The organism is Paracoccus sp. PAMC 22219 (assembly GCF_000787695.1).
In the GTDB taxonomy this organism is placed as follows: Bacteria; Pseudomonadota; Alphaproteobacteria; order Rhodobacterales; family Rhodobacteraceae; genus Paracoccus.
Genome location: NZ_BBPH01000108.1, coordinates 1 through 20,245 on the forward strand (window position 1 = coordinate 1; position 20,245 = coordinate 20,245).

23 protein-coding genes are annotated in these 20,245 nt (G+C 58.5%); 6 read left to right on the forward strand and 17 right to left on the reverse strand.

What is annotated here, in order from left to right:
- Positions 1–34 precede the first annotated feature (34 nt).
- The 3 genes from TY51_RS12565 to TY51_RS21970 are packed head-to-tail and all read left to right on the forward strand — an operon-like array spanning position 35 to position 1,253.
- Positions 35–922 (forward strand): ArdC family protein, encoded by an 888-nt coding sequence (locus TY51_RS12565; protein WP_042250055.1) that lies wholly within the window; start codon positions 35–37, stop codon positions 920–922.
- Positions 919–1,092, forward strand: a complete 174-nt coding sequence (locus tag TY51_RS21965; RefSeq protein WP_156118012.1) for a hypothetical protein — start codon at positions 919–921, stop codon at positions 1,090–1,092. The genes TY51_RS12565 and TY51_RS21965 overlap by 4 nt, the downstream gene beginning before the upstream one ends.
- The gene (locus tag TY51_RS21970) at positions 1,089–1,253 is read left to right on the forward strand and encodes a hypothetical protein (RefSeq protein ID WP_156118013.1); all 165 of its coding nucleotides are present in this window, start codon (positions 1,089–1,091) and stop codon (positions 1,251–1,253) included. The genes TY51_RS21965 and TY51_RS21970 overlap by 4 nt, the downstream gene beginning before the upstream one ends.
- Before the next feature lie 342 nt (positions 1,254–1,595).
- Here the strand turns inward: TY51_RS21970 and TY51_RS21975 are convergent, their stop codons facing one another.
- Genes TY51_RS21975 through TY51_RS12570 form a run of 3 tightly spaced genes read right to left on the reverse strand, consistent with a single transcriptional unit; the run spans position 1,596 to position 3,470 of the window.
- On the reverse strand, positions 1,596–2,009 hold the full coding sequence (locus tag TY51_RS21975; protein WP_156118014.1) for a hypothetical protein: 414 nt from the start codon (positions 2,007–2,009) through the stop codon (positions 1,596–1,598).
- Positions 2,006–2,713 (reverse strand): hypothetical protein, encoded by a 708-nt coding sequence (locus TY51_RS21980; RefSeq protein WP_157020525.1) that lies wholly within the window; start codon positions 2,711–2,713, stop codon positions 2,006–2,008. The genes TY51_RS21975 and TY51_RS21980 overlap by 4 nt, the downstream gene beginning before the upstream one ends.
- Complete coding sequence (locus TY51_RS12570; protein WP_081994979.1) at positions 2,703–3,470, reverse strand: ParA family protein; 768 nt, start codon at positions 3,468–3,470, stop codon at positions 2,703–2,705. The genes TY51_RS21980 and TY51_RS12570 overlap by 11 nt, the downstream gene beginning before the upstream one ends.
- Positions 3,471–4,273: 803 nt before the next feature.
- On the opposite strand from TY51_RS12570, the gene TY51_RS20375 reads away from it, so the two are divergent.
- Genes TY51_RS20375 through TY51_RS12585 form a run of 3 tightly spaced genes read left to right on the forward strand, consistent with a single transcriptional unit; the run spans position 4,274 to position 8,745 of the window.
- Entirely contained in the window at positions 4,274–4,852 is a 579-nt protein-coding gene (locus TY51_RS20375) for a hypothetical protein (protein WP_156118016.1), read from the forward strand.
- Entirely contained in the window at positions 4,836–6,701 is a 1,866-nt protein-coding gene (locus tag TY51_RS12580; RefSeq protein ID WP_081994981.1) for a relaxase/mobilization nuclease domain-containing protein, read from the forward strand. The genes TY51_RS20375 and TY51_RS12580 overlap by 17 nt, the downstream gene beginning before the upstream one ends.
- Positions 6,679–8,745, forward strand: coding sequence for a type IV secretory system conjugative DNA transfer family protein (locus tag TY51_RS12585; protein WP_052650151.1), 2,067 nt, complete (start codon positions 6,679–6,681; stop codon positions 8,743–8,745). The genes TY51_RS12580 and TY51_RS12585 overlap by 23 nt, the downstream gene beginning before the upstream one ends.
- A 47-nt stretch (positions 8,746–8,792) precedes the next feature.
- Here TY51_RS12585 and TY51_RS12590 read toward each other — a convergent pair whose 3' ends face one another.
- The 14 genes from TY51_RS12590 to TY51_RS12650 form a co-directional block, all read right to left on the reverse strand.
- Positions 8,793–9,107, reverse strand: a complete 315-nt coding sequence (locus TY51_RS12590; protein WP_042250057.1) for an H-NS family nucleoid-associated regulatory protein — start codon at positions 9,105–9,107, stop codon at positions 8,793–8,795.
- Positions 9,108–9,173: 66 nt separating this feature from the next.
- Entirely contained in the window at positions 9,174–10,235 is a 1,062-nt protein-coding gene (locus TY51_RS12595; protein ID WP_081994983.1) for a type IV secretion system protein, read from the reverse strand.
- 1 nt (position 10,236) lies between these two features.
- A complete protein-coding gene (locus TY51_RS21985) occupies positions 10,237–10,836 on the reverse strand; it encodes a hypothetical protein (protein ID WP_156118017.1) in 600 nt (199 codons plus the stop codon).
- Positions 10,829–11,839, reverse strand: coding sequence for an ATPase, T2SS/T4P/T4SS family (locus tag TY51_RS12600; protein WP_369799451.1), 1,011 nt, complete (start codon positions 11,837–11,839; stop codon positions 10,829–10,831). Before TY51_RS12600 ends, TY51_RS21985 begins: the two co-directional genes overlap by 8 nt.
- Positions 11,840–11,841: 2 nt before the next feature.
- A complete protein-coding gene (locus tag TY51_RS12605) occupies positions 11,842–13,251 on the reverse strand; it encodes a TrbI/VirB10 family protein (protein ID WP_042250059.1) in 1,410 nt (469 codons plus the stop codon).
- Complete coding sequence (locus tag TY51_RS12610; RefSeq protein ID WP_042250060.1) at positions 13,248–13,958, reverse strand: TrbG/VirB9 family P-type conjugative transfer protein; 711 nt, start codon at positions 13,956–13,958, stop codon at positions 13,248–13,250. Before TY51_RS12610 ends, TY51_RS12605 begins: the two co-directional genes overlap by 4 nt.
- The gene (locus tag TY51_RS12615; protein ID WP_081994984.1) at positions 13,958–14,656 is read right to left on the reverse strand and encodes a virB8 family protein; all 699 of its coding nucleotides are present in this window, start codon (positions 14,654–14,656) and stop codon (positions 13,958–13,960) included. The genes TY51_RS12610 and TY51_RS12615 overlap by 1 nt, the downstream gene beginning before the upstream one ends.
- A gap of 8 nt (positions 14,657–14,664) precedes the next feature.
- Entirely contained in the window at positions 14,665–15,453 is a 789-nt protein-coding gene (locus TY51_RS12620; protein WP_042250061.1) for a type IV secretion system protein, read from the reverse strand.
- Position 15,454: 1 nt separating this feature from the next.
- On the reverse strand, positions 15,455–16,657 hold the full coding sequence (locus TY51_RS12625; protein ID WP_156118018.1) for a transglycosylase SLT domain-containing protein: 1,203 nt from the start codon (positions 16,655–16,657) through the stop codon (positions 15,455–15,457).
- The gene (locus TY51_RS12630) at positions 16,644–16,868 is read right to left on the reverse strand and encodes a hypothetical protein (RefSeq protein ID WP_042250062.1); all 225 of its coding nucleotides are present in this window, start codon (positions 16,866–16,868) and stop codon (positions 16,644–16,646) included. Before TY51_RS12630 ends, TY51_RS12625 begins: the two co-directional genes overlap by 14 nt.
- On the reverse strand, positions 16,861–19,239 hold the full coding sequence (locus tag TY51_RS12635) for an ATP-binding protein (protein ID WP_042250063.1): 2,379 nt from the start codon (positions 19,237–19,239) through the stop codon (positions 16,861–16,863). The genes TY51_RS12630 and TY51_RS12635 overlap by 8 nt, the downstream gene beginning before the upstream one ends.
- On the reverse strand, positions 19,229–19,507 hold the full coding sequence (locus TY51_RS12640; RefSeq protein WP_042250064.1) for a type IV secretion system protein VirB3: 279 nt from the start codon (positions 19,505–19,507) through the stop codon (positions 19,229–19,231). Before TY51_RS12640 ends, TY51_RS12635 begins: the two co-directional genes overlap by 11 nt.
- 4 nt (positions 19,508–19,511) lie before the next feature.
- On the reverse strand, positions 19,512–19,832 hold the full coding sequence (locus TY51_RS12645) for a TrbC/VirB2 family protein (protein WP_231559042.1): 321 nt from the start codon (positions 19,830–19,832) through the stop codon (positions 19,512–19,514).
- Positions 19,829–20,245 (reverse strand): lytic transglycosylase domain-containing protein (locus tag TY51_RS12650; RefSeq protein WP_042250072.1); only part of this gene is annotated, 417 nt, incomplete at its 5' end. The genes TY51_RS12650 and TY51_RS12645, both read right to left, overlap by 4 nt.

The following is a 20,245-nucleotide window of genomic DNA, read 5'->3' on the forward strand; positions in this document are numbered from 1 at the left end:
CCGGGCGGGATCGTCGCAAAGAAAGGAAAGCCAAATGGCTAAATCGTTCGACCTCTACCAGCACGTCACCGACAGCATCATTGCCAGCATCGAGTCCGGCACCCCCGCATGGCGCAAGCCTTGGACGGGCGAGAAGGGCGGCGCGCCGTTCCCGCTGCGCAGCAACGGCGAACCCTATTCCGGCATTAACGTCCTGATGTTGTGGCTGGCTGCAGACGCCAAGGGCTATCGCGCCCCGTTCTGGTTCACCTATCGCCAAGCCCAAGAGGCGGGCGGAAACGTTCGCAAGGGAGAGCGGTGCGCCACGGTTGTAAAATACGGGACTTTTGACCGAGAGGACAAAGACACCGGCGAGGAACGCCGCCTGCCCTATCTGAAATCTTACAGCGTGTTTAACGCCGAGCAGATCGAGGGGCTGGCCCCGGAATACTATGGCACCCCCGCCGAGGCCGCGCGTGACCTTGGGACCGAGGCCGACCCGGCGCTTGACGCTTTCTTTGCGGCGACCGGGGCCGAAATTCGCACCAGCGGCGAACCGCAAGCCTACTACGACCCCGCCGCCGACCATATCCACATGCCGCCGATTGCCACCTTTCACGATGCGGCAGGCTATTATGGGACGCTGGCCCATGAGGCTTGCCACTGGACCGGACACAGCACCCGCCTTGACCGCTTTTCCCGTTTTACAGATCGCAAGGCTTATGCGTTCGAGGAACTGATTGCTGAAATCGGCAACTGCATGGTCTGCGCGCAGCTTGGCCTGACCCCCGACTTTGCCCAATCCGGGGCTTATCTGAAAAGCTGGCTGCGCGCCTTGAACGACGACAAGCGCCTGATCTTCAAAGCCGCCAGCGAGGCCCAGAAAGCCGCCGACCTGCTGACCAAGCGCCAGCACGTCGAAGAAGAAAGGGCGGCCGCGTGAGCGGCCCCCTGCCCGACCTGTCGTGCCGCAAATGCGGCACGACCAAGCCCCCGGTCTATCTGGCCCCTGTCACGGTCGGGGGAGCCGGAACCTGCATCTGCATCGGTTGTGCGGAAGCGCGCGGTTGGCTGGACCGGGATGGAAACGTGAAACCGGGGATCGCGCTGTGACCTACGAAATCCGCGACGACCCGGACGACCTGCCCATCCCGTGCGCCACCTTTGCCGAAGCGGAGCGGCGCGGCAGACGCCGCGCCGCCCGGATCGGATCGCCCGTTTTGATCTATGAAATCGACAGCCGGGGTGGTGAAAGGTTTGTGGGGGTCTGTTGACCCCCCTGCCCTGCCCCTCTGTCCTGGCGCGCAGGGAGAATGTCTGGCGGGCGGGCTGGCAGCTTCGCCGCCAGCCCGCCGCCCGAGGCTTCGCCTTACATCGCAGCGCGGCAAGCCGCGCCACATGATCCTGGTGCGTTTCACGCAGACGCCGCCTGAAGGCGGCTTTGGGCGGCAGCTGCGCCGCCGCGGGTGCGTGGGGAAAGGTGCCGCTTTACAGGATGGATTTGACCACAGCCCACTCACGTCCCTTCGCTCTATGGGGGCCGTTCCGTTCGCGGTCTGCAAGCCCGTGGCCGCAAGATGGGCCACGGGTGGACAAATCCGGCTCAGATGCGGTTTTCAGACGTTCGCGCCGCATGCCACAGGCAAAGGTGATCCTGTGTCTATCTTGTATGTCTCATCGGAAGCAGTCAGCTCAATTGTCGACCCGCCCTGCAGTACGGCAATAACATCGTCCCACTCAGTTTCGTCACGAGAGATTGCCGCACCGGCGATCATCGTGCCGGTAAATGTATGAGCCTCAGACTTGAGACTATACGGGCCTTCCAGCGGCTGACCCTGAACCTCAACCTGCAGATGATTTGTAGGTGGGATGAATGCACCGTCAGGGTCGCAGACAGCGGTCAAGGCTATCCCGTCAGATGATACAGTATAGATGTGAAGCCCGCGAAAGTCGGTAGTTTCGTCCCAAGCGAATGCTGGCGCTGCAAGAGTGCAAAGGGCCATTACGGCGCTGGAAATGCGATAGGTCATTTTGAAAAATCCTTGATGGTCTGATCGAGGCTGGAAAACCACAAGGCTTCAACTTGGCCTAATAGTAGCTTTGAGCGAGGCGCTGTTGCACCGCCGCGGACCTGCGCTTGGATTGCTTGGAGGGTTTCAGGCTTGATCCGAGTATTGAGGCGATACCCCCATCCTCCGGTCCCGGATGGTTCGGCCACTTGGGCGACATATCGTGGCTCAAACTTGATAGCGGGTAGACGGCTAAGAGCGGCTTTCATGATGTCTTCGACTTCAAGCCCGGCAGATTGTAGCTTCACCAATGGTGCAACGTGCCTTTTCAGAACCCTCAGACGAAGCGTCACAGGCAGGGCTTTGGACACCTTGTCACGAGGCGGCACGACCAGATCGACAAGCTCATCCGATATTTCAGCCGGTGTATTTTTGCTTGCTACCTGCCCCAGGTCAGCGTTGCGTGCCGTATCAGCATCCATGCGAGGCGAAGGCGTGATGCTTTCTTCTGATGCCAGGGCTTTAGGTGCATCGGTGGGCGCAGGTTCCTCAGGTTGCACCTTACTTTTTGCAGGAGGTGTTTCCGCAATGCGCTGCCGCTTTTGCGCGAAGGCATTGACCGCGCTTTCATCGAGCGGTTTGAGAATCGATTCCCGCGCAGGCTTCTTAGGTTTGTGAAACCCTGTCGCATCTTCTCGGGTAGTCTTGATCAACTCACGCGCCATCTTCTTGCCTCATTTTCCGCCCGCTGAAGACATTGTTGATCAGGGTAATCGCATGGGACATTGCAACTTCCCAATGCGTAACCCTGACGCGATCCTTCGGATCAGGGCTTGTCCTCATTTTTTCAATGATAGCCCCCAAGACACCCTGTTCATCCATTTCCCGATATTGCGCCTTCTCAGGAACCATCGTGTAGAGCGGGTTGAACTGGTCTATGATTTCATAATGCCGTTCAAACTCGCGTTCGCCGATTTTGTCCGGTTTCGGGTTCCCTCTAACATGGGTGAAAAGGCCCGGTTGCACTCTGGCTAGAACGATATGCAATGCCGGAAGCGCACTAGGATTTTCGGAACGCTCCTTTAGGTCATTGTACCAAGATAAAGTTTCTGAAGCTCGCTTTCTGTCACCTCTGGCGTTCATGCAAGGAACTAGAAGAACGTCTGACACACTCGCCAATTCTACAGCATAATCGACGCCCTCCCCTTTTGTGTCGATGATGATGAAATCAACTTCTGGCTCATATTTATTGATGATCTCAAAAAGCTCGTCGCCAGTTTCTGCACGGCGCGCTATCAGCTTTTCGTCCGTGAGATTGTTTTGAACGCCTGTTTGCCACCATTCTACCGAGTCATCGCTTTCATCCATGTCTATGAGAAGGCATTTTTTGCCAGTAAAAAGGAATGCGGAGGCCATCAACTTCGTCATTGTTGATTTTCCCGCACCTCCTTTTTTACTCATCATGCTAATTACTATTGCCATTCGGTAACTCCATTCAGACCGGGCCGCTTGTCTAACGCCAAATGCCGGTAACGCTGTTTGATCCAGCCATCCATTGGGTCAGTATGCCCGGCCACAATGTCTGGTCAACGCGTATTGTCTGCATGCCGTGTCTATTTGTCTGGTCAGTGTGTCTTGTCTGCGTATCTGGTCTTCCTGTCATGTCTGCATGTCATGTCTGCTTGTAGTGTCTGCATGTCAGGTCTTCATGTCTGGTCTGCTAGTCGTGTTTGCATGAAGTGTCTTCATGTCTTGTCTGTATGTCTGGTCTGTATGTTGTGCCTGCATGTAGTGTCTGCATGTAGTGTCTGCATGGCTTGTCTTATTGTCGCGTCTGCGTGTCATTCGCCGATGTCTTCTATCTTTGTCTAAATTTAGTGCGTTGGCATACGTCTTTAAGAAATGTCTGCGGAGATTGTCTGCGCCGACTGTCTGCGAGCTGCCGCGATGGGGCGTCATTTAAGGGCTTTCCGGCGCTGAATTTCCGATCTGCGCAATGGGAGAAGGCTTCGCAAGTCATCGCAGCGGCCCTGGAAGGGCCGCTAGGGGCGCAAAGGGCGGTTTCCGCAGTCACTCCCCGTCAGATGGGTGACTTTCGCCCTCAGCGACGCGCTGAGGGCCTCTGCGGCTGTTCTTCGGGTGCATGCTTCGCTGCACCCTCAGTCCAGGCGAATTGAACTCTACCCTCGCCTAAAAGCCGAAATCCTTGACAGTCTTCGTCTTTTAGGCGAGGGTAGCGTGACTGATTGGCAAGAAATGCAATTGTAAGTTTTACACATCTGCCCATGGCATCTGGATCGAAAAAGCTCACCTCCGCCGACGAGAAAAAGATCGTCGCTTCAGTCCGTTCAGGGGTGCCTGTGACGGTTCTGGCGAAGACCTATGGCGTGACCCGTCCGACCATTTACCGAGCTATCAGGAGCTTTCATGAGAAGGCCGAGGGGGCGAATGTCGGCACCGCCAATGTCTCCTTCACTGTCGATTGGAACACGCTTAGGACCTTCGATGCTGTAACGGGACGGCTTGGTTTGAAGAGCCGAGCCGATGCTTTGCGCCGCGTGTGTCGTGTTCCTTCCGCATTTCTAGAGCCTGATCCTGACTTGGCCGATGCCCTGCGCGACGTGGCGCGGGAGCTTTCTGCCATCGGTCGGAACGTGAATCAGTTGGTCGCTACCAAGAACTACGAGGTTCGGCGGGGCGACAAGCTGAAGCTGACCAAGCCGCAGCAGCAGGTTCTCAGCGATCTTCTGGACCATATCGACGGTGTGTCCACCCAGGTCCGCGAGATGGAAGGCAAGCGCGCCTCAGAGACGTTCCGCCGCTTTGTGGCTGGGATGAAGGGGGTGGATGATGGGACGGACTAATGCCGTTGCCGGTGTTTCCACAAAACTGTTCGAGGACGGTTGGGACAAGATCAAGGGCGGTCGTCAGCTGTCCGGTGCCCGGCACATGGCACGCGCTGCGCAGGGGGCATCACCAGCCTTTTTCAAAATGATCCGCACGGGTGGCTGTGCCTCGAAGGGACAGCTGTCGTCGCAGTTCAACTACCTGTTCAGCAAGAGCGTGGATGTGCATGATTCACGCGGTCTTTTGGACGGTGAGAAGCGCCTGACGCCGGAGCAGATCGAGCGTGCCGTGTCACGCTGGACCGACGACTGGCGGGGCCAGATGAACGCGGCCCGGACAAGCCACATGGTCATGTCGTTTCCGCGCGGGGCCAAGCCCACGCATGTCAGCTTGATTGCCGGTGAAATCTGCAAGGAGAAGCTGGGTGGGCGGTTCGACTACATGATCGCCGTCCACACCGACAGTCCGAACAAGAACCCGCACGCCCATATCATCGTCAATCGGCGGGGCAGGGAGTCGGGGGATTATTTCACCCTCCGTCAGGGCACCGAATACACATATCAAGCCTTCAAAGAGGCGATGGTGGATCATGCCGCGCGCTATGGCATCCAGCTTGAGGCCACCACGCGTTTGCAGCGCGGGCATATCAATTACCCCCCCACCGATGGCGAGTGGCTGCGGGCAAAAGAAAAGGCAGTGACGACAGGCACTGCCTTCGAGGCCCCTTCGGGCAAGCCTCGGACCGGTGACGCGCTTAGCCGTGCCACCGAGGAGGTCCGCGATTGGTCCCTGCGCTACCGCGACCTTGCGAGCTACGCCTCGCAAGCGAATTTGCAGGATCTTTCTACCGCATTTGAGAAGGCATCAGCCGTCCTGTCCCAGGGCGGCGTCATTGTATCCAAGGGAGAACCTTACATGTCAGTTCAAGACGACTTTGACAAAGCTGCCGACGGCCTGCGGCGTGCTGTCGATGATGCGGAGGTGCGGATTGCTGACGCGGCTCCGAACCAGCGCCCGGCGATGGAACGCAAGCTGTCCGAGGCGCTGTCCTCGGTCGAGCATATGCAACCGCTTGGCACCCGGTCGCGCGATCTGAGCGAGGCGGCAAGCGAGGAAGGCATCTATTCCGCGCATAACGTCCAAGAGGTGAACACCCGCTTTGCGCTGGAAGGCCGCGACAAACTGAGTGCAGCCTTAGACGGGACCGGCATTGATCCGGTCGAGGTCGAGGCCCGGATGCGGGTGGCAGCCAATTCCGCGGCGCTGGAATCCCGGTGGGTCCAGCAGGATTTGCAGGCTGTCGCTGATCTACGTGGGCTTGATCTGCGCGACGACGCGCAGTTGCAGCAGGCAATCGCGGTCGTTGATACGGCCTATGACCGGGTAGCGGCAGACTATGGCGTCGATGACGCTATCTATCAGCGCGCGGCTGCACAGCGCGGTGCGGCAATCGAGACGTCCGAGCCGGGCCATGATGCTGCCGCCCAGATCGAGCGCATCCGCGAGGCCGATGCGCAGGAGAGGGCGCCCGTCACGTCCATCGGGTCGCGCGATGGCGCAGGCACTGATCACGCCGAACTGGCACGCTACGCAAACCCTGTCGGTGCCGAAGACGAACGTAAGCTGCGCGAGGCCATCGAGCGGTCGCTGACCCGCGAGGAATTGGCAGCATTGAAGAACGGCGATGCGGCGGTTCTGCGCGGCGTCGGGGATCGAGAGGACCAGTTGACCTTGGCGCGGGATTATCTGCGCGCCAGCAGTGATCCGACTGCACAGCAGGGCATCGAGCGTGTGAGCGACGAACTGACCGCCGAGCGTGAACGCGTTCGCCAGGAACGCGGCCATGAAGGAGGCGGCCATGAATAAGCTGCGTCTCCTTGGTGGCGTCCTTCTGTTCGCATTGGTTGCAACAGGGTTTGCCTATGTCATCGGAACCGGATTTCTGTCGTTCCGATACGGTTTTAACGGCCAGTATTTGGACTGGACCTGGATTGCGACCGGTTACTTCGCAATCAAGAATAACGACCCGCAAGCCTTCCAGATTCTTAATCTGATCTGGGGCGGGTTTATTGTCTTGTCACTTCTTTTTTCGGCAAAGGTTCTGACGGAGGGATTGACCACGTTTGGTCGTGCCCATTGGCAAAGCCGCCGCGAGTTGAAAGCCAACAAGTTTTTCAAAGAACCGGGACGCGGTTTTGTGGTTGGGAAACTTGGATCGCCAAAGGGCAGGGGGAAATTCCTGTGTTCTGCGTCTTTCCCACATTGCCTGTTGGTGGCCCCGACCGGTGCAGGTAAAGGCATCAGCTTTGTAATTCCAAACCTGCTGCTGTTTCAGGGCAGTGCGGTTGTCCTAGACGTCAAAGGCGAAAACTTCGAACTGACCAGCCGCCATCGCCGGTCGATGGGGGATAAAATCTGGCGCTTCGCTCCGCTGGATTGGGATAAACCGAGCCATCGTTATAATCCCCTAGACCGGATCAACGCACTGCCGAACGCAGATCAACGGCAGATGGAGATTCGTCTTTTGGCAGAACTGTTTCTGCAAACCGAAGACGATAGTGCTAAGGGCCTACTGGACGGTGGTATTGACCTGTTCGTGGCTTGTGGCATCTTCGCGATTGAGCGGGGCACTCCGACCCTGGGCGAGATTTACCGTCTGGCATCGGCAGGGGGCGACAAGCAGAAGCAGTATCTGTCCTATGCTGACAAGGTGCAAAGCCCTGCCGCGCGTCTGATGTTTGAGCGGCTTGCCTCGACCAATGACCGCACCCTGACGTCCTACCTGTCGCTCTTGATGACTTCGGGCCTCAGCCTGTGGTCCAACCCCGCAATCGACCGTGCGACAGAGACGAGCGATTTCAGTTTTCATGATTTCCGCCGCACGCCGCAGACCGCGTATTTTGTGGCACCGCCGCATGACAAGATCAGGGCAGTTGCGCCGCTTGTGCGGCTGTTCTTCTCTGACCTGCTGTCCAGCCTACATAGCCATCTGCCCGGCGAAGAAGAGCCGTGGCCGGTGATGATCATGCTAGACGAGTTTGACATGCTTGGCCGCATGCCGAGCGTGACAGACAGCATTAAGACCTTGCGGGCCTATGGCGGGCATCTGGCGATCGTCACCCAGACCATTCCGGCATTGGACAAGATCTATGGTGAGGACACCCGACTGTCGTTGCAAGGCGGGGCAGGGGTGAAGATCTACCTTGCGCCATCCGAGCAGCGCACCAAGTCGGAACTGTCCGCTGCGGTCGGCAAGACCACGCATCGCGTTACGTCAAAGTCCAAGACCATCGGTAAAGGGCCCTTTGCAGGGGTCAATATTTCCGAACGGAGCGAGGACCGCGATCTTTTGACCGAGGACGAAGCTGGCAGGTTGCATGAGGACACGGTGATCATCCTCGCCAATGGTCAGCACCCAATCAAGGCGCGTCGGATTAAGTATTTTGACGACAGAATACTGAAGCCCATTTTCCTTTCTCAGAAGGGGCAGTTACCGGCCCCTGATCCGAAAGATGCGGCAATTCGTGATCTACGAGGCGATCTGGTCCGAACCACCCACCAGCTGGAGGCCCTGACGAACAAGGTCCAGGAAGTTGCCAAAAGAAGCAGGGTCAAGGCAGCACTGCCGTCTATGGTTTTCAAAGCCCCGGAAGACCCTAAAAAAGCCAAACTTACCGTTGGTGAACCGCAGTCTGAGGGGAAGAACCAAAAGCCCGTAGTGGTTGAGAAAGAACCAGGCAAGGCAGCGTTCGTCATGCGCCGGAAGCGCGAACTGAGTAATAGCGAGGTCCAGCAAACTGAAATCGTCACGGACGACGAAAAGGTTCAGGCGCTACTGGCTGCCCGCGCCAAAGTGGATGCTGTTAAAGCTGAAGATGATAACGGCGTAGCGATGGAAGCTGCGGAATAATAAAATGGGCGGCCAATGGCCGCCCATTTTTCTTAAATCGTAGAGCGTTACTTGATCATTAGATCATCGATGCTACCATCAGCGTCCAGATGACCTTTTACCCAACGGGGCTGACGCCCCCGGCCTGTCCAAGTCTCAGATTTATCTTCAGGATTGGCATACTTGGGCGCGACGGTTGCCTTGGCCGCCTTTCCCCCGGAAAGCAGCTCCTTAAGCGAGAACCCGTGTTCCTCTGCCGCTTGCTGTGCTGCCGCCATGGCCTGTTCTTTTTTCTTTGCCTCAAATCCGTCGATCTGGCGACCGACAGCCTTGTGAAGATCGCGAAGCTCTTTTAGCGACATAGTATCAAGTTCAATATTCATCGTGATTCCTTATTGAGTATAAGGGCATCCTTTAGGCTGCCCTTATGACCATCGCTTATGCGATCCTTATTTTCCAAGAGTGCGGGCTTTATCCTGCATTCTGTTTATGGACTCTGCAACCCCTGTCGTTGCCTGAAAAACAGAGGGGTGGGAAGCAAATGTCTGCGCGGTGCGTCCTAATGCGTTTTCTCCCCGCTGTGTCTGTCCCGGCGTTCTTGCCAAGGCTGCGGTATTTGCAGCAACCCCTTTTCCAAGGTTTTGAACACTTTTACCTTGGCCCACAAACTTGCTGGCTGTTGCGATAACACCAGTCATTGCAATATTGCCGGATACGGTTGTGACAAGCATAGGGAGAAGCGCCATGCACAGCAGAATAAGTATCATTAGAACAATGAAAGGGATGAATGCCCCGATGCTCGTATAACCATCAGTTCCGATCCTTTCGATCATATCGGTTCCCATGGAAATCATGATCGAGAAGATGGAAGCGATGAAGAGAGGATAAAGGGACCAGCTGATACAGGCTGAGAGCCATCGTTCGAAGAATCCCTTGGTTACCTCAAAGAGGGTCATGGCAATGACGATAGGGGCCAAGCCAAGTAGGACAGTTATGACCACTTTGGGGAAGAGGATAAGTAGGGCTGAGACTGCTGAAATGAATCCAATGAGCAGGATGCAGATGCCGGAAACAATGGCGGACGTGAAATACCCGCCCATGTCTTCAGCTATACTTGTCGCAGCAACTGTGAAGTCGTCCATCAGGCGATCTATTGAACTTGCAAATCCATCGTTGATGGTTGAGCCGCCCAATCCATTCCCACTAGAGGCGAGAATGCCGCCAGCTGTAGCCTCGATAGCGCGCAGGATGCCATCGGCGACGGCCCAAAACTGGTTCCAGTTCCAAGCGAAGATGCCGATAAGGGCCAGCTTGATCATTAGCGATGTACATTGAACCCATGCCATAGGCCGCAGCTGCACCATCATGTTGATGCCTACGAGGGCTACCGCCAGGACAGCCATGTAACCGACGAGCGTACCGGATGCCTCTACAAGTCCTAGAAATGTCGATCTTGCAGCATTTACAAGGAAGCTCTCAGCAGAGGACACAATCGGTTCTACAATCGGCATATCAGCGACCCTGCCATTCGCGGCAAATATCTCGGGAAAGCCTCTGAATTTGTGCCGCTTCGCGGGCTATGTCACCGCCTATCTCTTGTATTTCTCCGCGATCTTTTTCCTCTGCAATTTCCCTGTATTGAGCATCTGAATCATCCCATGATGGGTATTCAATTTCACATGGGCATGATTTTGTATCGATAATGCTTTGGTGGCGATTTCTGTCATAGATAGACCTTAGCAGTTTCGCATTGACTGCTTCCTGCGGTGTTCGATCTATAACCCATTGTGGGCGGGGCGGTTTTATACAGCCATCAAGAGTTGGGTTTTCATCCTCTGTAGGCTTGGAAAGGTCGGGCATGGTGAAATCCATGAAATCCCGCTCTGCCTTTGACACTGGCGGTTCAGCATTTCGTTCAGTGACAGTTTCAGCGTTGGCGCGGGGTTCGTCTGCCTGCGACAGGTCGGGCATGGTAAAGTCCATGAAATCCCGCTCTGCCTGGATGGCAGAAGCTGTCTCATCTTCAGGCTCATTCCCAAGGAAGACACCACTGATCGCCACGCCAATGGCAAGCGATGCCGCACCGATCACAAGGGTTTTTCGATCAAGCATTTTCGTGTTCTCCGTTGTCGCCAATATCAGGAATAAAAAACTCCAGCACGCCTCGGTCGCCGCCGGCGCGGCCGGTTTGAATCACCACATCGATCGAGCTGGCGATGTAGCGCAGCGTGTCTGCATATGTCAGCGGCAGTTCCGACTTCAGCGCCATGATGGCGAGCTTCGACAAAGCCAGCTTTGGGGTTTCGGCATGGATCGTCGTCATTGACCCGCCGTGGCCGGTGTTGATGGCTTCAATGAAGGTCATGGCCTCCTTGCCGCGAACCTCACCCACGATCAGCCGGTCAGGCCGCATCCGCAGACAGGAGGTGAGCAGAATGTCCGGCGTCCTTGTCCGGCTGTCCCGATCCGCAATCAGCGTCACCACGTTTGGCTGCGTCGGCACCAGTTCGGATGCATCTTCAATGGTGATCATCCGTTCGCTGTCGCTCACATAGGACAGCATTTTTCGAGCAAAAACCGTCTTGCCGCTGTCGGTGGCACCGGCGATTAGGGCATTCATTTTGTGGCCGACGATGAACGCCATAGCCGCGTCAATATCGCCGGAGGCTGCCAGTTTTTTCAGTTCCCGCTTGGTGTCCGCGCGGGCCTGGTCCACCGAGTATTGCTGACCGTGCAGATATTTTACCCGGATCTTGTCGAGGGGCAGGGACGAGAAGAAGCGCATTGAGATTGCCGCGCCAGACAGCACCGCAGGCTCCGCCACCACTTGCGCGCGGATCGGACGGCCCCGGTAATCTACGGAGGTCGAGATGATCGGCGCATCCCGGCCAAGGGTCAGCTTGCCCGCGCTGGCGATGCGGCGCCCCAGGTCCGTGACTTCCTGTTGGTTCATCGGTGCGCGGGTTTCCAGCTTCATCGCCGGGTCGCCGTGTTCCAGTGACCAGATGCGACCGTCCGGATTGATGGCAATTTCCACCAAGGCGGGACTGTCGATGACAGCCCCGATGCGTGCCAAGGCTTCATCCAGATAGCTGCCATGGGTCATGTCGTTCATGATCAGAAAATCTCCAGATCGCGGTCCACCATGACGGTTATCCGGGTGCCTTGGTTGACTGTGATGGTCGGTGGCATCGAGACATACTTGCCGATGGCAGCCTCTGTTGCGCCGCTGACGGCATTGGACACACCGGTTGCCGGATCGTTGGAGCCGCCCGTGGAAATGGTCACACCCCCGTCGCCGCTGTCGTCTTGCAAGGCCGAGGGGATGGCGCTGATTGTAGAAATCAGAGCCGCCGCCCCAAGCCTACGGAAGAAGTGATTGTTGACCTTGCCGGTGGTGCCGGAACGGCCCAAGGCGTCGCCACCGAAGGAGCTGATCTGTACCGACTGGTTGTCGGGCATGATGATACGTTCCCAAGCCACCAGAAGCCTGTTCTGGCCGGTATCCACGTCAGCCGAGTAGCTGCCGATCAGACGCGACCCGCGCGGGATCAGGATGCGCGATCCATCATAGGCCACCACATCGGTTGTCACGAGGCCCCGGATCGGACCTTGAAGCGTGGAGTCTATAGCTGTTTCCAGCACCGCCTTGATCATCGTCCCCTGCGTGACGGTGTTGGACGGGTTCACAATTATTTCCGCGCGCTGGACCTGAACCGGACGCCCTGCATCACGCACAAACTGCGCATCACTGCTGAGACGCGCCGCCTGCTGCGCAGCCGCCCCGTCTCCGAAACCTGTCGCATCGGCAGCGGCGCCGGCTGCGGCACTGCCGCCGCCGCCCAAGGCGACCATGGAGGACTGCAACCGTGTCTGTTCCAATTGGGACGCCTCATCGGCAGCGGGATTGCCACGTGTCAGTGAGCTGCCTGCGCCGCCCGGCATGACACTCTGGCCGCTTTGCAGCCGCATCATGTCCAGGTCATTGTTCAGCCCGGCAATTTGCAGATCACGGCTGCTCAGCTGATCGCGCAACTCCCGTTCTCGCGCTTCTGCTTCATCGCGTAGCTGGTCCAACTCGCCGCGCATCTGGTCAAGTGCGGCAGTATCCACGACCGGCTCACCTTGGGCGTCCTCGGCCGGGGCCTCGGACAGTCGGTCAATTTGGTCTTGCAGGCCGCGGATCAGATCAACCACTTCAGAATTGTCCCTGACGGGCGCAACACTGGTTTCCGGCGCGGCGACTTCGACAGGTTCAGGTTCGGGGGCAGGGCGCGGGCGATTTTCAAGATCGCCAAAGCCGCTGCCCTCGGTCTGGAACTCGCGCGCTTCGCGGACCCCCAGATCCGCTTCGCCTTCGGGCTGCGAATAGACATAGACCAGCCCGGCCAGAACTGCGGCGCCACAGAGTAATCCGGCCATCTTGGCTGCATTCGCCGCAGGTCGGGCTTTCTTGGGTGCCTTAGGGTCAGATTTTTCCAATCCGGCCAGGCGCTCGCGCAGGTCAATAGTCTCTTGATCGCTCATTGCACCAACCTCACGGCTTTCATCATCCCCACGGTCGATTCAACCGTTCCCAAGCGCAGCATCCAGAACGGGTTAATGCCGGTCACGCGGACCACGCCATCGGGCATTGTCTGGGAATTGACCGTGATTTCCTGCCCTGCCGTGACCTTGAAGATCGCGGGCATTTCACCCGTGCTGCGGAACTTGAAGTAGGTGAAGGTCCCATCGTCCCAGACCAGCGTTGGGGTGGTGCCGTTCACGATGCTGCCGCCGTAGTCGTAATTCAGCGGACCACGGGCGACTTGGCGGTTGGCGGGCGTGGCGCTGCCCGAGCCGCGCGGGTAGGTGAAGCGCACCACGGAGAACTGCGCCGAGGCAGACTCGGAAACCTCGAAGTAGTATTGCCGCTTGTTGGTATAGACGTTGATGTTCGTGGCGGCGCCGCTAGTTGTGGGTTTCATCACGAAGGCGCTGCCACCCGGCACCGCATCGAAGTTGAAGCTGACGGTATCGCCCGCAACCACGGACGTGATCTGTTCATCCGGGCCGAACTCCACGGAAGTAACCCGGCCTACCTGCGTCTGGACGCGGTAGACCTGTCCATCGACCCATTGGGCATAGCGGACACGGGCATCGAGATTGCCCGCCCGAGGGGTCACTTCGGCTAAGGCGCTCGACGCCCCCATGCTGGCCGCGCACATGGCAATGGCGAAACGAATGCCCCGCATTATTGGACCTCCAACCTGTCAGATGTGATTGCGTATTCGTAGACCGAGAAGCCGAACGGGTTGGTCCAGACATCCTCAAGCGAACGGGCCTCAGTGGTGTCGTAGCGAAAGGCCAGTGTCGCCGTGAACAGCCCTTGGGTTTCCCCATCATTATCCTGCAGCCGCTTGCGCAGCCGGACTTGGGCCCGATCATTGGTGATCTGCGTGACCGAAAGGACCTCCACATCCATACGCGCATTCGGCCCGTATTTACGTTGTGGATAGTCCGGGTTTTCCGACGACCAGAGGCTGCGCATGGATTGCAGCGCCGCCCCCGACGACCGGGCCAGCACCGAGCGTACCCGAAGGTCATTGTCGAGCATGCTGTAGGTTTCCCGGTCGCGCACATAGGCGTGGACCAACGACTGCACGACAGCATCGCGGTTGCTGACAGAGATGGTTTGCAGGTTCACCATCGGCAGCGCCATGCCGCTAGACGGATCGAACGGCACCAGGACCGGGGCGGGCGTCTCATGGCTGGCCGCGATCACCGCCGCCATGATGCAACCGATGGCACCGAAGCCCCATCCCGCGACCCCGAATTTCTGCCAAAAGGCACCGCGACGGCGCTCGCCGTAGATCAGCTCTTCCTCTGTCTCACTGACACTCCGGGAGGCGACGGCTGCGGCTTGCGCCTTATTGTTTTTGCGATTGAACATCGGTGACCTCACTGCAAATTCGGCAGGGTGAAATCGAGCATCTGCTGCTCTTGCGCCCAGGCACTGGCCTGCGACACGTCCGACATGCCCATCCCATAGCTCTGGATGGCGAGAAGCTGGTTGTTCTTGATCAGCTCGCTGACGGCCTCACCCATCATCCGGGTGTTCAGGTCGATGGCCTCCTTGATGCCGGTCTGCTGCGGAATTTCCTCCACCAGACGGTCAAGGCGCTGGAGGCTGACCGCAGACTCGCGCTGCGCAGTGTCGGCCGAGGCCGCCACCATCGCGCCGGTCGTGGCTTGGTTGGCGGCGCGTTTTTCCGCCACGGTGCCATCCCGGCCCATGTCTTCGACCCGTGCCGGATCGAGGCCCGCCCCGATCATCGTGGACTGCGCTGCTGCCTGAATTTGCTCACGGTAGCCCGACGACAGGCCCGACCAGTCGCCGGAGGATGCAGAGTTGGCGGCTTGCAGGATGCTAGTCATTTTCGGATCGAGAACAGTATCCAGCCCATCACCCATGAGAAGGCCCTGAATGTCGGCATTCCCTGTCAGGACGGCATAGATCTGTTGCAGCTCATTTGTCTGCGATTGCAATTCGGCCAGTTGCTCGATGAATTGGTCCAGCATGTCGCTCTGGATGCCGTAATCTTCCAGCATCCGCCTGATCTGCGTGATCTGCTGTGCGATGGACTGGGTATCGACGGTCGGCACGCCCTGCGCCGTAACCGGCGCGGGCAGTGCCACAGACAGGCACAGACCCGCGCCGACGATCAATCCTTTGAATGCAATCCGCATCTTACAATCCCCCTTCAAAATTCATGAATGCGCGTTCCTGCGCGAAGGCCGATGCAGCCGCTATTTGCTCAGCCGTCATCGGCTTGGAGCGGGCGGCGACGAGGCGCGTCCTGATGACCAGAAGGCGCACAAATTCGGCGCGCACATAGCTGTTCAGGGCCATCGCTTCTGCTGCGTTGGTGGTATCCCCAAGACGGGACATAGCTTCTTCAAGGCGGGCCATCGCCAGCCCCATGTCCTGCCCGGCTTCATCGGCATATTCCGCCGTGGCCCCGCCGATCATCGCCCGGTCGGCATTCGCCATGTAGGTGGCCTCGATGCTGCCGATCTGGTCGGCAGCGCCAAGCGCCGCCATGTATTCCCGATACTTGGTCGGGATGATCTGGACGTAGTTCTGGGTTTCCGTAAAAGGCGGCACGCCGCCATATCTGCGAACATTGCCCGCCCCGGCGTTATAGGCGGCAAGCGCCAAGATCATGTCGCCGTCAAATTCGTTTAACCGCTGTGCAAGATAGCGCGCGCCACCTTCAGCTTGGACATAGGGGTCACTGCGATAGGTGTTTCTGATACCCAAATCACCCGCAGTTGCAGGCATAATCTGGGTCAGACCGTAAGCCCCGACAGGCGATTGAGCATGCGGGTTGAAGCGGCTTTCCTGCCAGATGAGAGCCTGCAACCAACACCGCCACTGGATCAGCGACAACCCGGCGCGCTGCATATGGTGTGTGTCCTGCGCCGCCCGGATGATGATCTGTTCGACGTTCTCACGCTCGCCGCTGAATAGCCTGTCCGCAGCGGCGCTGTTGTCGGTGGCATAGACTTCCGCGGATGGAGCGAAGCCTTCCTCAAGGCCCCGAACCGTTTCCTCGGCCCCGGCCCCATTATCGGGCAGGGTCATTCCTTCGGTGACTGCCTCCAGCGCCTCGACCTGCTCCTGTTCGGCTTCAACGCGCTTGCGGCCTTCCTCAGCCTTCTGCCGTTGCAAAACGAGGTCCGCTTCAAGCCGGAGGGTGATTTCAGCCTCGCGGGCATTCTTAGCCGGATCGACAACCGGCACACCCTGCGCCATCGCCGTGCTGGACAGCATCAGGGCAAGAGCAGGGGCCGCCAGAGCCACCCGCAGGCTGCCCGCAGTCCCTTGCTCGATCCTTGACGTCTCGCGCGGGCCTTTTGCGGGCAATGAGCGAGGGTCATCGTTGCGCATAAGGACCGTCCTCAACTGCGCCCTCGTAGACGCCCACCTGGCGCACGGCGTCCTGTCGCGCTTCGCCCCACAGTTCTTCCAAGGGTCGAAGTTCGCAGGTCAGATCGCCACGCGCATTGAAGCACTTGCTGCTGACCGGCTTCGATTGGGTGCCAGCGCAGGCAGACAGAGTCAGGGACGCCAAAATGGCGCAGAGGGCATGCTTACGCATTTTCAAATCCTTTCCAAAAATCAGGGCGAGTCCGGTAGTCCGCGCCAACCAGTGCCTCACCGGCTTTCATGCCGCCGAGGATGGTCAGGAGCGGGCCAAGGGCCGAAAGGTCGGTGTCGATGACATGCGAGCCGTCATCCGACCGCAGCAGGGCGATCCGCGAACCGGGATTCACGCCCATGAGGATTTCCAGCTCTTTCTGGTTCAGTCCAAGCCCGGCATAGTCCTCTGCACCGGCTTCCTTGTTTGGCAGCAGCATCTTCGTGGGCAGCGCCTGGAGCAGGGTTCGTCCATGAGCAGTCGCGTTCAGCTGATGCGCAAACTGCGTCATCATCACGACGACCGTGTTCTGCTTGCGCGCCGTGACCAGCCAGTTTTCGATGCGGCCCGCAAAGTAGGTGTTGTCCAGCGCCTTCCACGCTTCATCAATGATGATGATCGTGGGGCGCTTGTCCTCGATCTGCCGCTCGATGCGCCGGAAGATGTAAGACAGGACCGCCATGCGGGCTTTCTGGTTTTCGCTGTCCAGAATGTCCGTCAGGTCAAAGCCGACAAACTGTCCGTCCAGCGAAAAGTTATCCTCGACCTCGCGACCGAAGATCCAACCGAAGCGGTTTCCCTCTGTCCACTCGTTCAGCCGATCCGCCAGCGCGCCCCCGTCATGGGTGGAGCCGACCAGCTGTGCAAACTGCGTCCAAGTCCGCAGGTTGGGGTTTCGCGCCTCTGCGTTCTGGCGCACGGCATTGCGCACCGCGCGGGACTGTTCCGGCTGGAGCTGGCTATGGCCGGTTTCCATCAGGTGAATGAGCCAGTCGCTCAGCCATTCTTGCCCGGACGTGTCCGTTTCGATCCAGAGAGGATTGAGGCCCGTGCGTTCGCCAGCCTTCAGTTCGGAATACCGGCCGCCCAAGGCGCGCACGGCCATTTCCATGCCCCGGCGATAGTCGAAGACAAAGACCCGCGCACCGACACGTTGCGCTTGTGCAGCCAGGAATGCCGCCTGCACGGATTTGCCCGACCCCATGCGGCCAAGGACCAGCGTGTGACCGTTGCTTGGTTCCTTTTTCGGATCGCCTTCTTCATGGAAGTTGAAGCGGTAGGCACTGCGCGAAATTGTCGGAAACCACGTAATCGGAGTGGCCCAAGGCACATTTTCACCGCTCTTGCCCATCGCAGCACGATGCAGCGCCGCGAAGTCGGCAAACTGTTCATTGGTGATCGCGCCTTCGCGGATGCGGAAAGCACGGTTGCAGGGATGCTGGCCGAAATAGACGGTGCGGGCCGTATAGCCCTGCGCGATCATCTTGACGCCCGCGCCTACGGCGATGTTGCGGATCATCGAGCTGATCTTTGCCAACTCCGCTTCGCTGTCAGCATAGACGGCGACCGCCATCTGATGCTGTCCGAAAGAAATCTCACCGGAAGCCAGACGGTTTTGCGCCTGTTGCACTGCCTCGATTAGGTTGGCGGCCTTGTCGTTGATCGCGGCGCGGCGGCGCAGTTCCCGCGCGATCCGCTCTTCCATGATGCCGCTGTTGACCGGAACGTAGTAGTTCGACACCACCATATCGACGGGCAGGTCCAGTTCATCGAACATGGTCACGAAGGACTCGCGCGGAAACTCCTTGATCGAGTAGATCATGCCCACCCGATCCGGCAGGCTGCCTCCGGTCAGATAAATCTTATCGCCCTTGAAGGTGACGCGTGTGTTGCTGACGGTTTCCGCAATGGTCCGGTCCAGCGACGTGTGAAATGTCGGAACCTCGATCCCGGTATTGATGCTTTCGAGAAAGCCAAGCAGTTGACCGCTGGATGCGGTCAGCACTTGCGGGTTCATGCCTGACAAAGCCGAGCAGAGAAATTCCACGACCTCTTGCAGCTGGCCCACCTGGCCGTCGATCTGCCGGGCCAGAGCTTCCTGAGACTGGCGCTGCGAGAACGGGATCTTCGACAGCACATCAGGACGCTTGATGACGGTGATGGTGATGGTGTGTTCGCGCAGGTTGGCGCGGCTCATATGGGCCTGCCAACGCCGGTCGATCTGGGCCGCAAGCCCATCATCCGCGACGGGCGGAAGGGCCGTGTCGATGCGGCGCGATACCTTGTGGAAGGTATAGGCAAACTTGTCGCCGGTCTGGGCGATGATGCTGGCGAAAATTTCCTTCATCCGGTCCAGCTTTTCATCGGCGACGGTCAGGCTGTTCAGCCCGGAGACGCGGATACACTGGAACAGCTCATTGCCCCTGGTGCGGATGGTCAGGTCGTCGATCAGCGAGACATAAGGCAGCATGGAAGCCACCGATTGTTCCCGGCTGGCCCATGCGGGCAGGGCATCAAGGGCAGCAGGCCCAATCCGAAGATTACGGTTCATAGCTATCAGCACCCCATTGATCGCGGTTTTTGGTTCGGCGGGTTTTTTTGCTTACGACCGTGACCACATCGAAAAAATGCGGGTCCCATTCGGCAGCGATCCAAAGGGCCGGATAGGACAGGGCCGTGAATGTGAGGGTCCAGAAACTCTGGACCCACACGAAAGCCAGGACGGACCCCACCATCCAGATCACGGCATAGAACATCGGAAGACCCATAATGCGGGCTGGGCGAATGAGGCCGAGGAACAGCGGGGACCGTTTAACCATGAGATTACTGAGTGCCCCACATCGCGTTCACGATGACGCTGGCGCCGGCGACGATGGCGATGCCCGCGACGACATAGACGACAGTGCGGAAATCGACGTAGCCCATCAGCCAAGCCGCGCCGATGCCGATCACGGCCAGCGTTGCCATGGCCCGGCCAAGCGGCCCGGTAAGGGTGTCGGCAATTCCGGTCAGAATGTTCGTAATCGGACTGAGGTTGATCTGCCCCTGGGCCATTGCAGGCTCGGTCATCAGCATGAAAAGGCCGACAGCCAGCAAGGCAAAGAGCAGCAGGTTGAGTGCCGAAACCGGCATTGATTTGGTCATAGGATGTCTCCGTTCAATCGGGAAAAGACGGCCATCACCTTGCGGACGTGGCCTTGGGTTTCGCGGTAGGGCGGAATGCCCCCGTGGCGCGCGACAGCTTCAGGGCCAGCGTTATAACCAGCCAGTGCCAGCTCCATTGATCCGAACCGATCAAGAAGAAGGAGCAGGTATCGTGCAGAACCATCGAGGTTCTGGTGCATATCATGGGGGTTCACGCCGAGCGTTGCGGCGGTGGCTGGCATCAGCTGGCCGAGGCCGATAGCCCCGACATGGCTCCGCGCCCGAGGGTTGTAAGCACTCTCGATTTCAATATTGGCACGGTAGAAATGCCGCCATTCCATGACTGACATTCCGGCTTTGCGCAGGGCGACGTGACCGCCGTAGCGCATTGCGGTCTGATCAATTGCGATGAG

Excerpts from the sequence above, each read along its gene's own strand:
- TY51_RS12565 (WP_042250055.1), top strand. The coding sequence starts at position 35 with ATGGCTAAATCGTTCGACCTCTACCAGCACGTCACCGACAGCATCATT.
- TY51_RS21975 (WP_156118014.1), bottom strand. The coding sequence starts at position 2,009 with ATGACCTATCGCATTTCCAGCGCCGTAATGGCCCTTTGCACTCTTGCA.
- TY51_RS21980 (WP_157020525.1), bottom strand. The coding sequence starts at position 2,713 with ATGGCGCGTGAGTTGATCAAGACTACCCGAGAAGATGCGACAGGGTTT.
- TY51_RS12570 (WP_081994979.1), bottom strand. The coding sequence starts at position 3,470 with ATGGCAATAGTAATTAGCATGATGAGTAAAAAAGGAGGTGCGGGAAAA.
- TY51_RS20375 (WP_156118016.1), top strand. The coding sequence starts at position 4,274 with ATGGCATCTGGATCGAAAAAGCTCACCTCCGCCGACGAGAAAAAGATC.
- TY51_RS12580 (WP_081994981.1), top strand. The coding sequence starts at position 4,836 with ATGATGGGACGGACTAATGCCGTTGCCGGTGTTTCCACAAAACTGTTC.
- TY51_RS12585 (WP_052650151.1), top strand. The coding sequence starts at position 6,679 with ATGAAGGAGGCGGCCATGAATAAGCTGCGTCTCCTTGGTGGCGTCCTT.
- TY51_RS12590 (WP_042250057.1), bottom strand. The coding sequence starts at position 9,107 with ATGAATATTGAACTTGATACTATGTCGCTAAAAGAGCTTCGCGATCTT.
- TY51_RS12595 (WP_081994983.1), bottom strand. The coding sequence starts at position 10,235 with ATGCCGATTGTAGAACCGATTGTGTCCTCTGCTGAGAGCTTCCTTGTA.
- TY51_RS21985 (WP_156118017.1), bottom strand. The coding sequence starts at position 10,836 with ATGCTTGATCGAAAAACCCTTGTGATCGGTGCGGCATCGCTTGCCATT.
- TY51_RS12600 (WP_369799451.1), bottom strand. The coding sequence starts at position 11,839 with ATGAACGACATGACCCATGGCAGCTATCTGGATGAAGCCTTGGCACGC.
- TY51_RS12605 (WP_042250059.1), bottom strand. The coding sequence starts at position 13,251 with ATGAGCGATCAAGAGACTATTGACCTGCGCGAGCGCCTGGCCGGATTG.
- TY51_RS12610 (WP_042250060.1), bottom strand. The coding sequence starts at position 13,958 with ATGCGGGGCATTCGTTTCGCCATTGCCATGTGCGCGGCCAGCATGGGG.
- TY51_RS12615 (WP_081994984.1), bottom strand. The coding sequence starts at position 14,656 with ATGTTCAATCGCAAAAACAATAAGGCGCAAGCCGCAGCCGTCGCCTCC.
- TY51_RS12620 (WP_042250061.1), bottom strand. The coding sequence starts at position 15,453 with ATGCGGATTGCATTCAAAGGATTGATCGTCGGCGCGGGTCTGTGCCTG.
- TY51_RS12625 (WP_156118018.1), bottom strand. The coding sequence starts at position 16,657 with ATGCGCAACGATGACCCTCGCTCATTGCCCGCAAAAGGCCCGCGCGAG.
- TY51_RS12630 (WP_042250062.1), bottom strand. The coding sequence starts at position 16,868 with ATGCGTAAGCATGCCCTCTGCGCCATTTTGGCGTCCCTGACTCTGTCT.
- TY51_RS12635 (WP_042250063.1), bottom strand. The coding sequence starts at position 19,239 with ATGAACCGTAATCTTCGGATTGGGCCTGCTGCCCTTGATGCCCTGCCC.
- TY51_RS12640 (WP_042250064.1), bottom strand. The coding sequence starts at position 19,507 with ATGGTTAAACGGTCCCCGCTGTTCCTCGGCCTCATTCGCCCAGCCCGC.
- TY51_RS12645 (WP_231559042.1), bottom strand. The coding sequence starts at position 19,832 with ATGACCAAATCAATGCCGGTTTCGGCACTCAACCTGCTGCTCTTTGCC.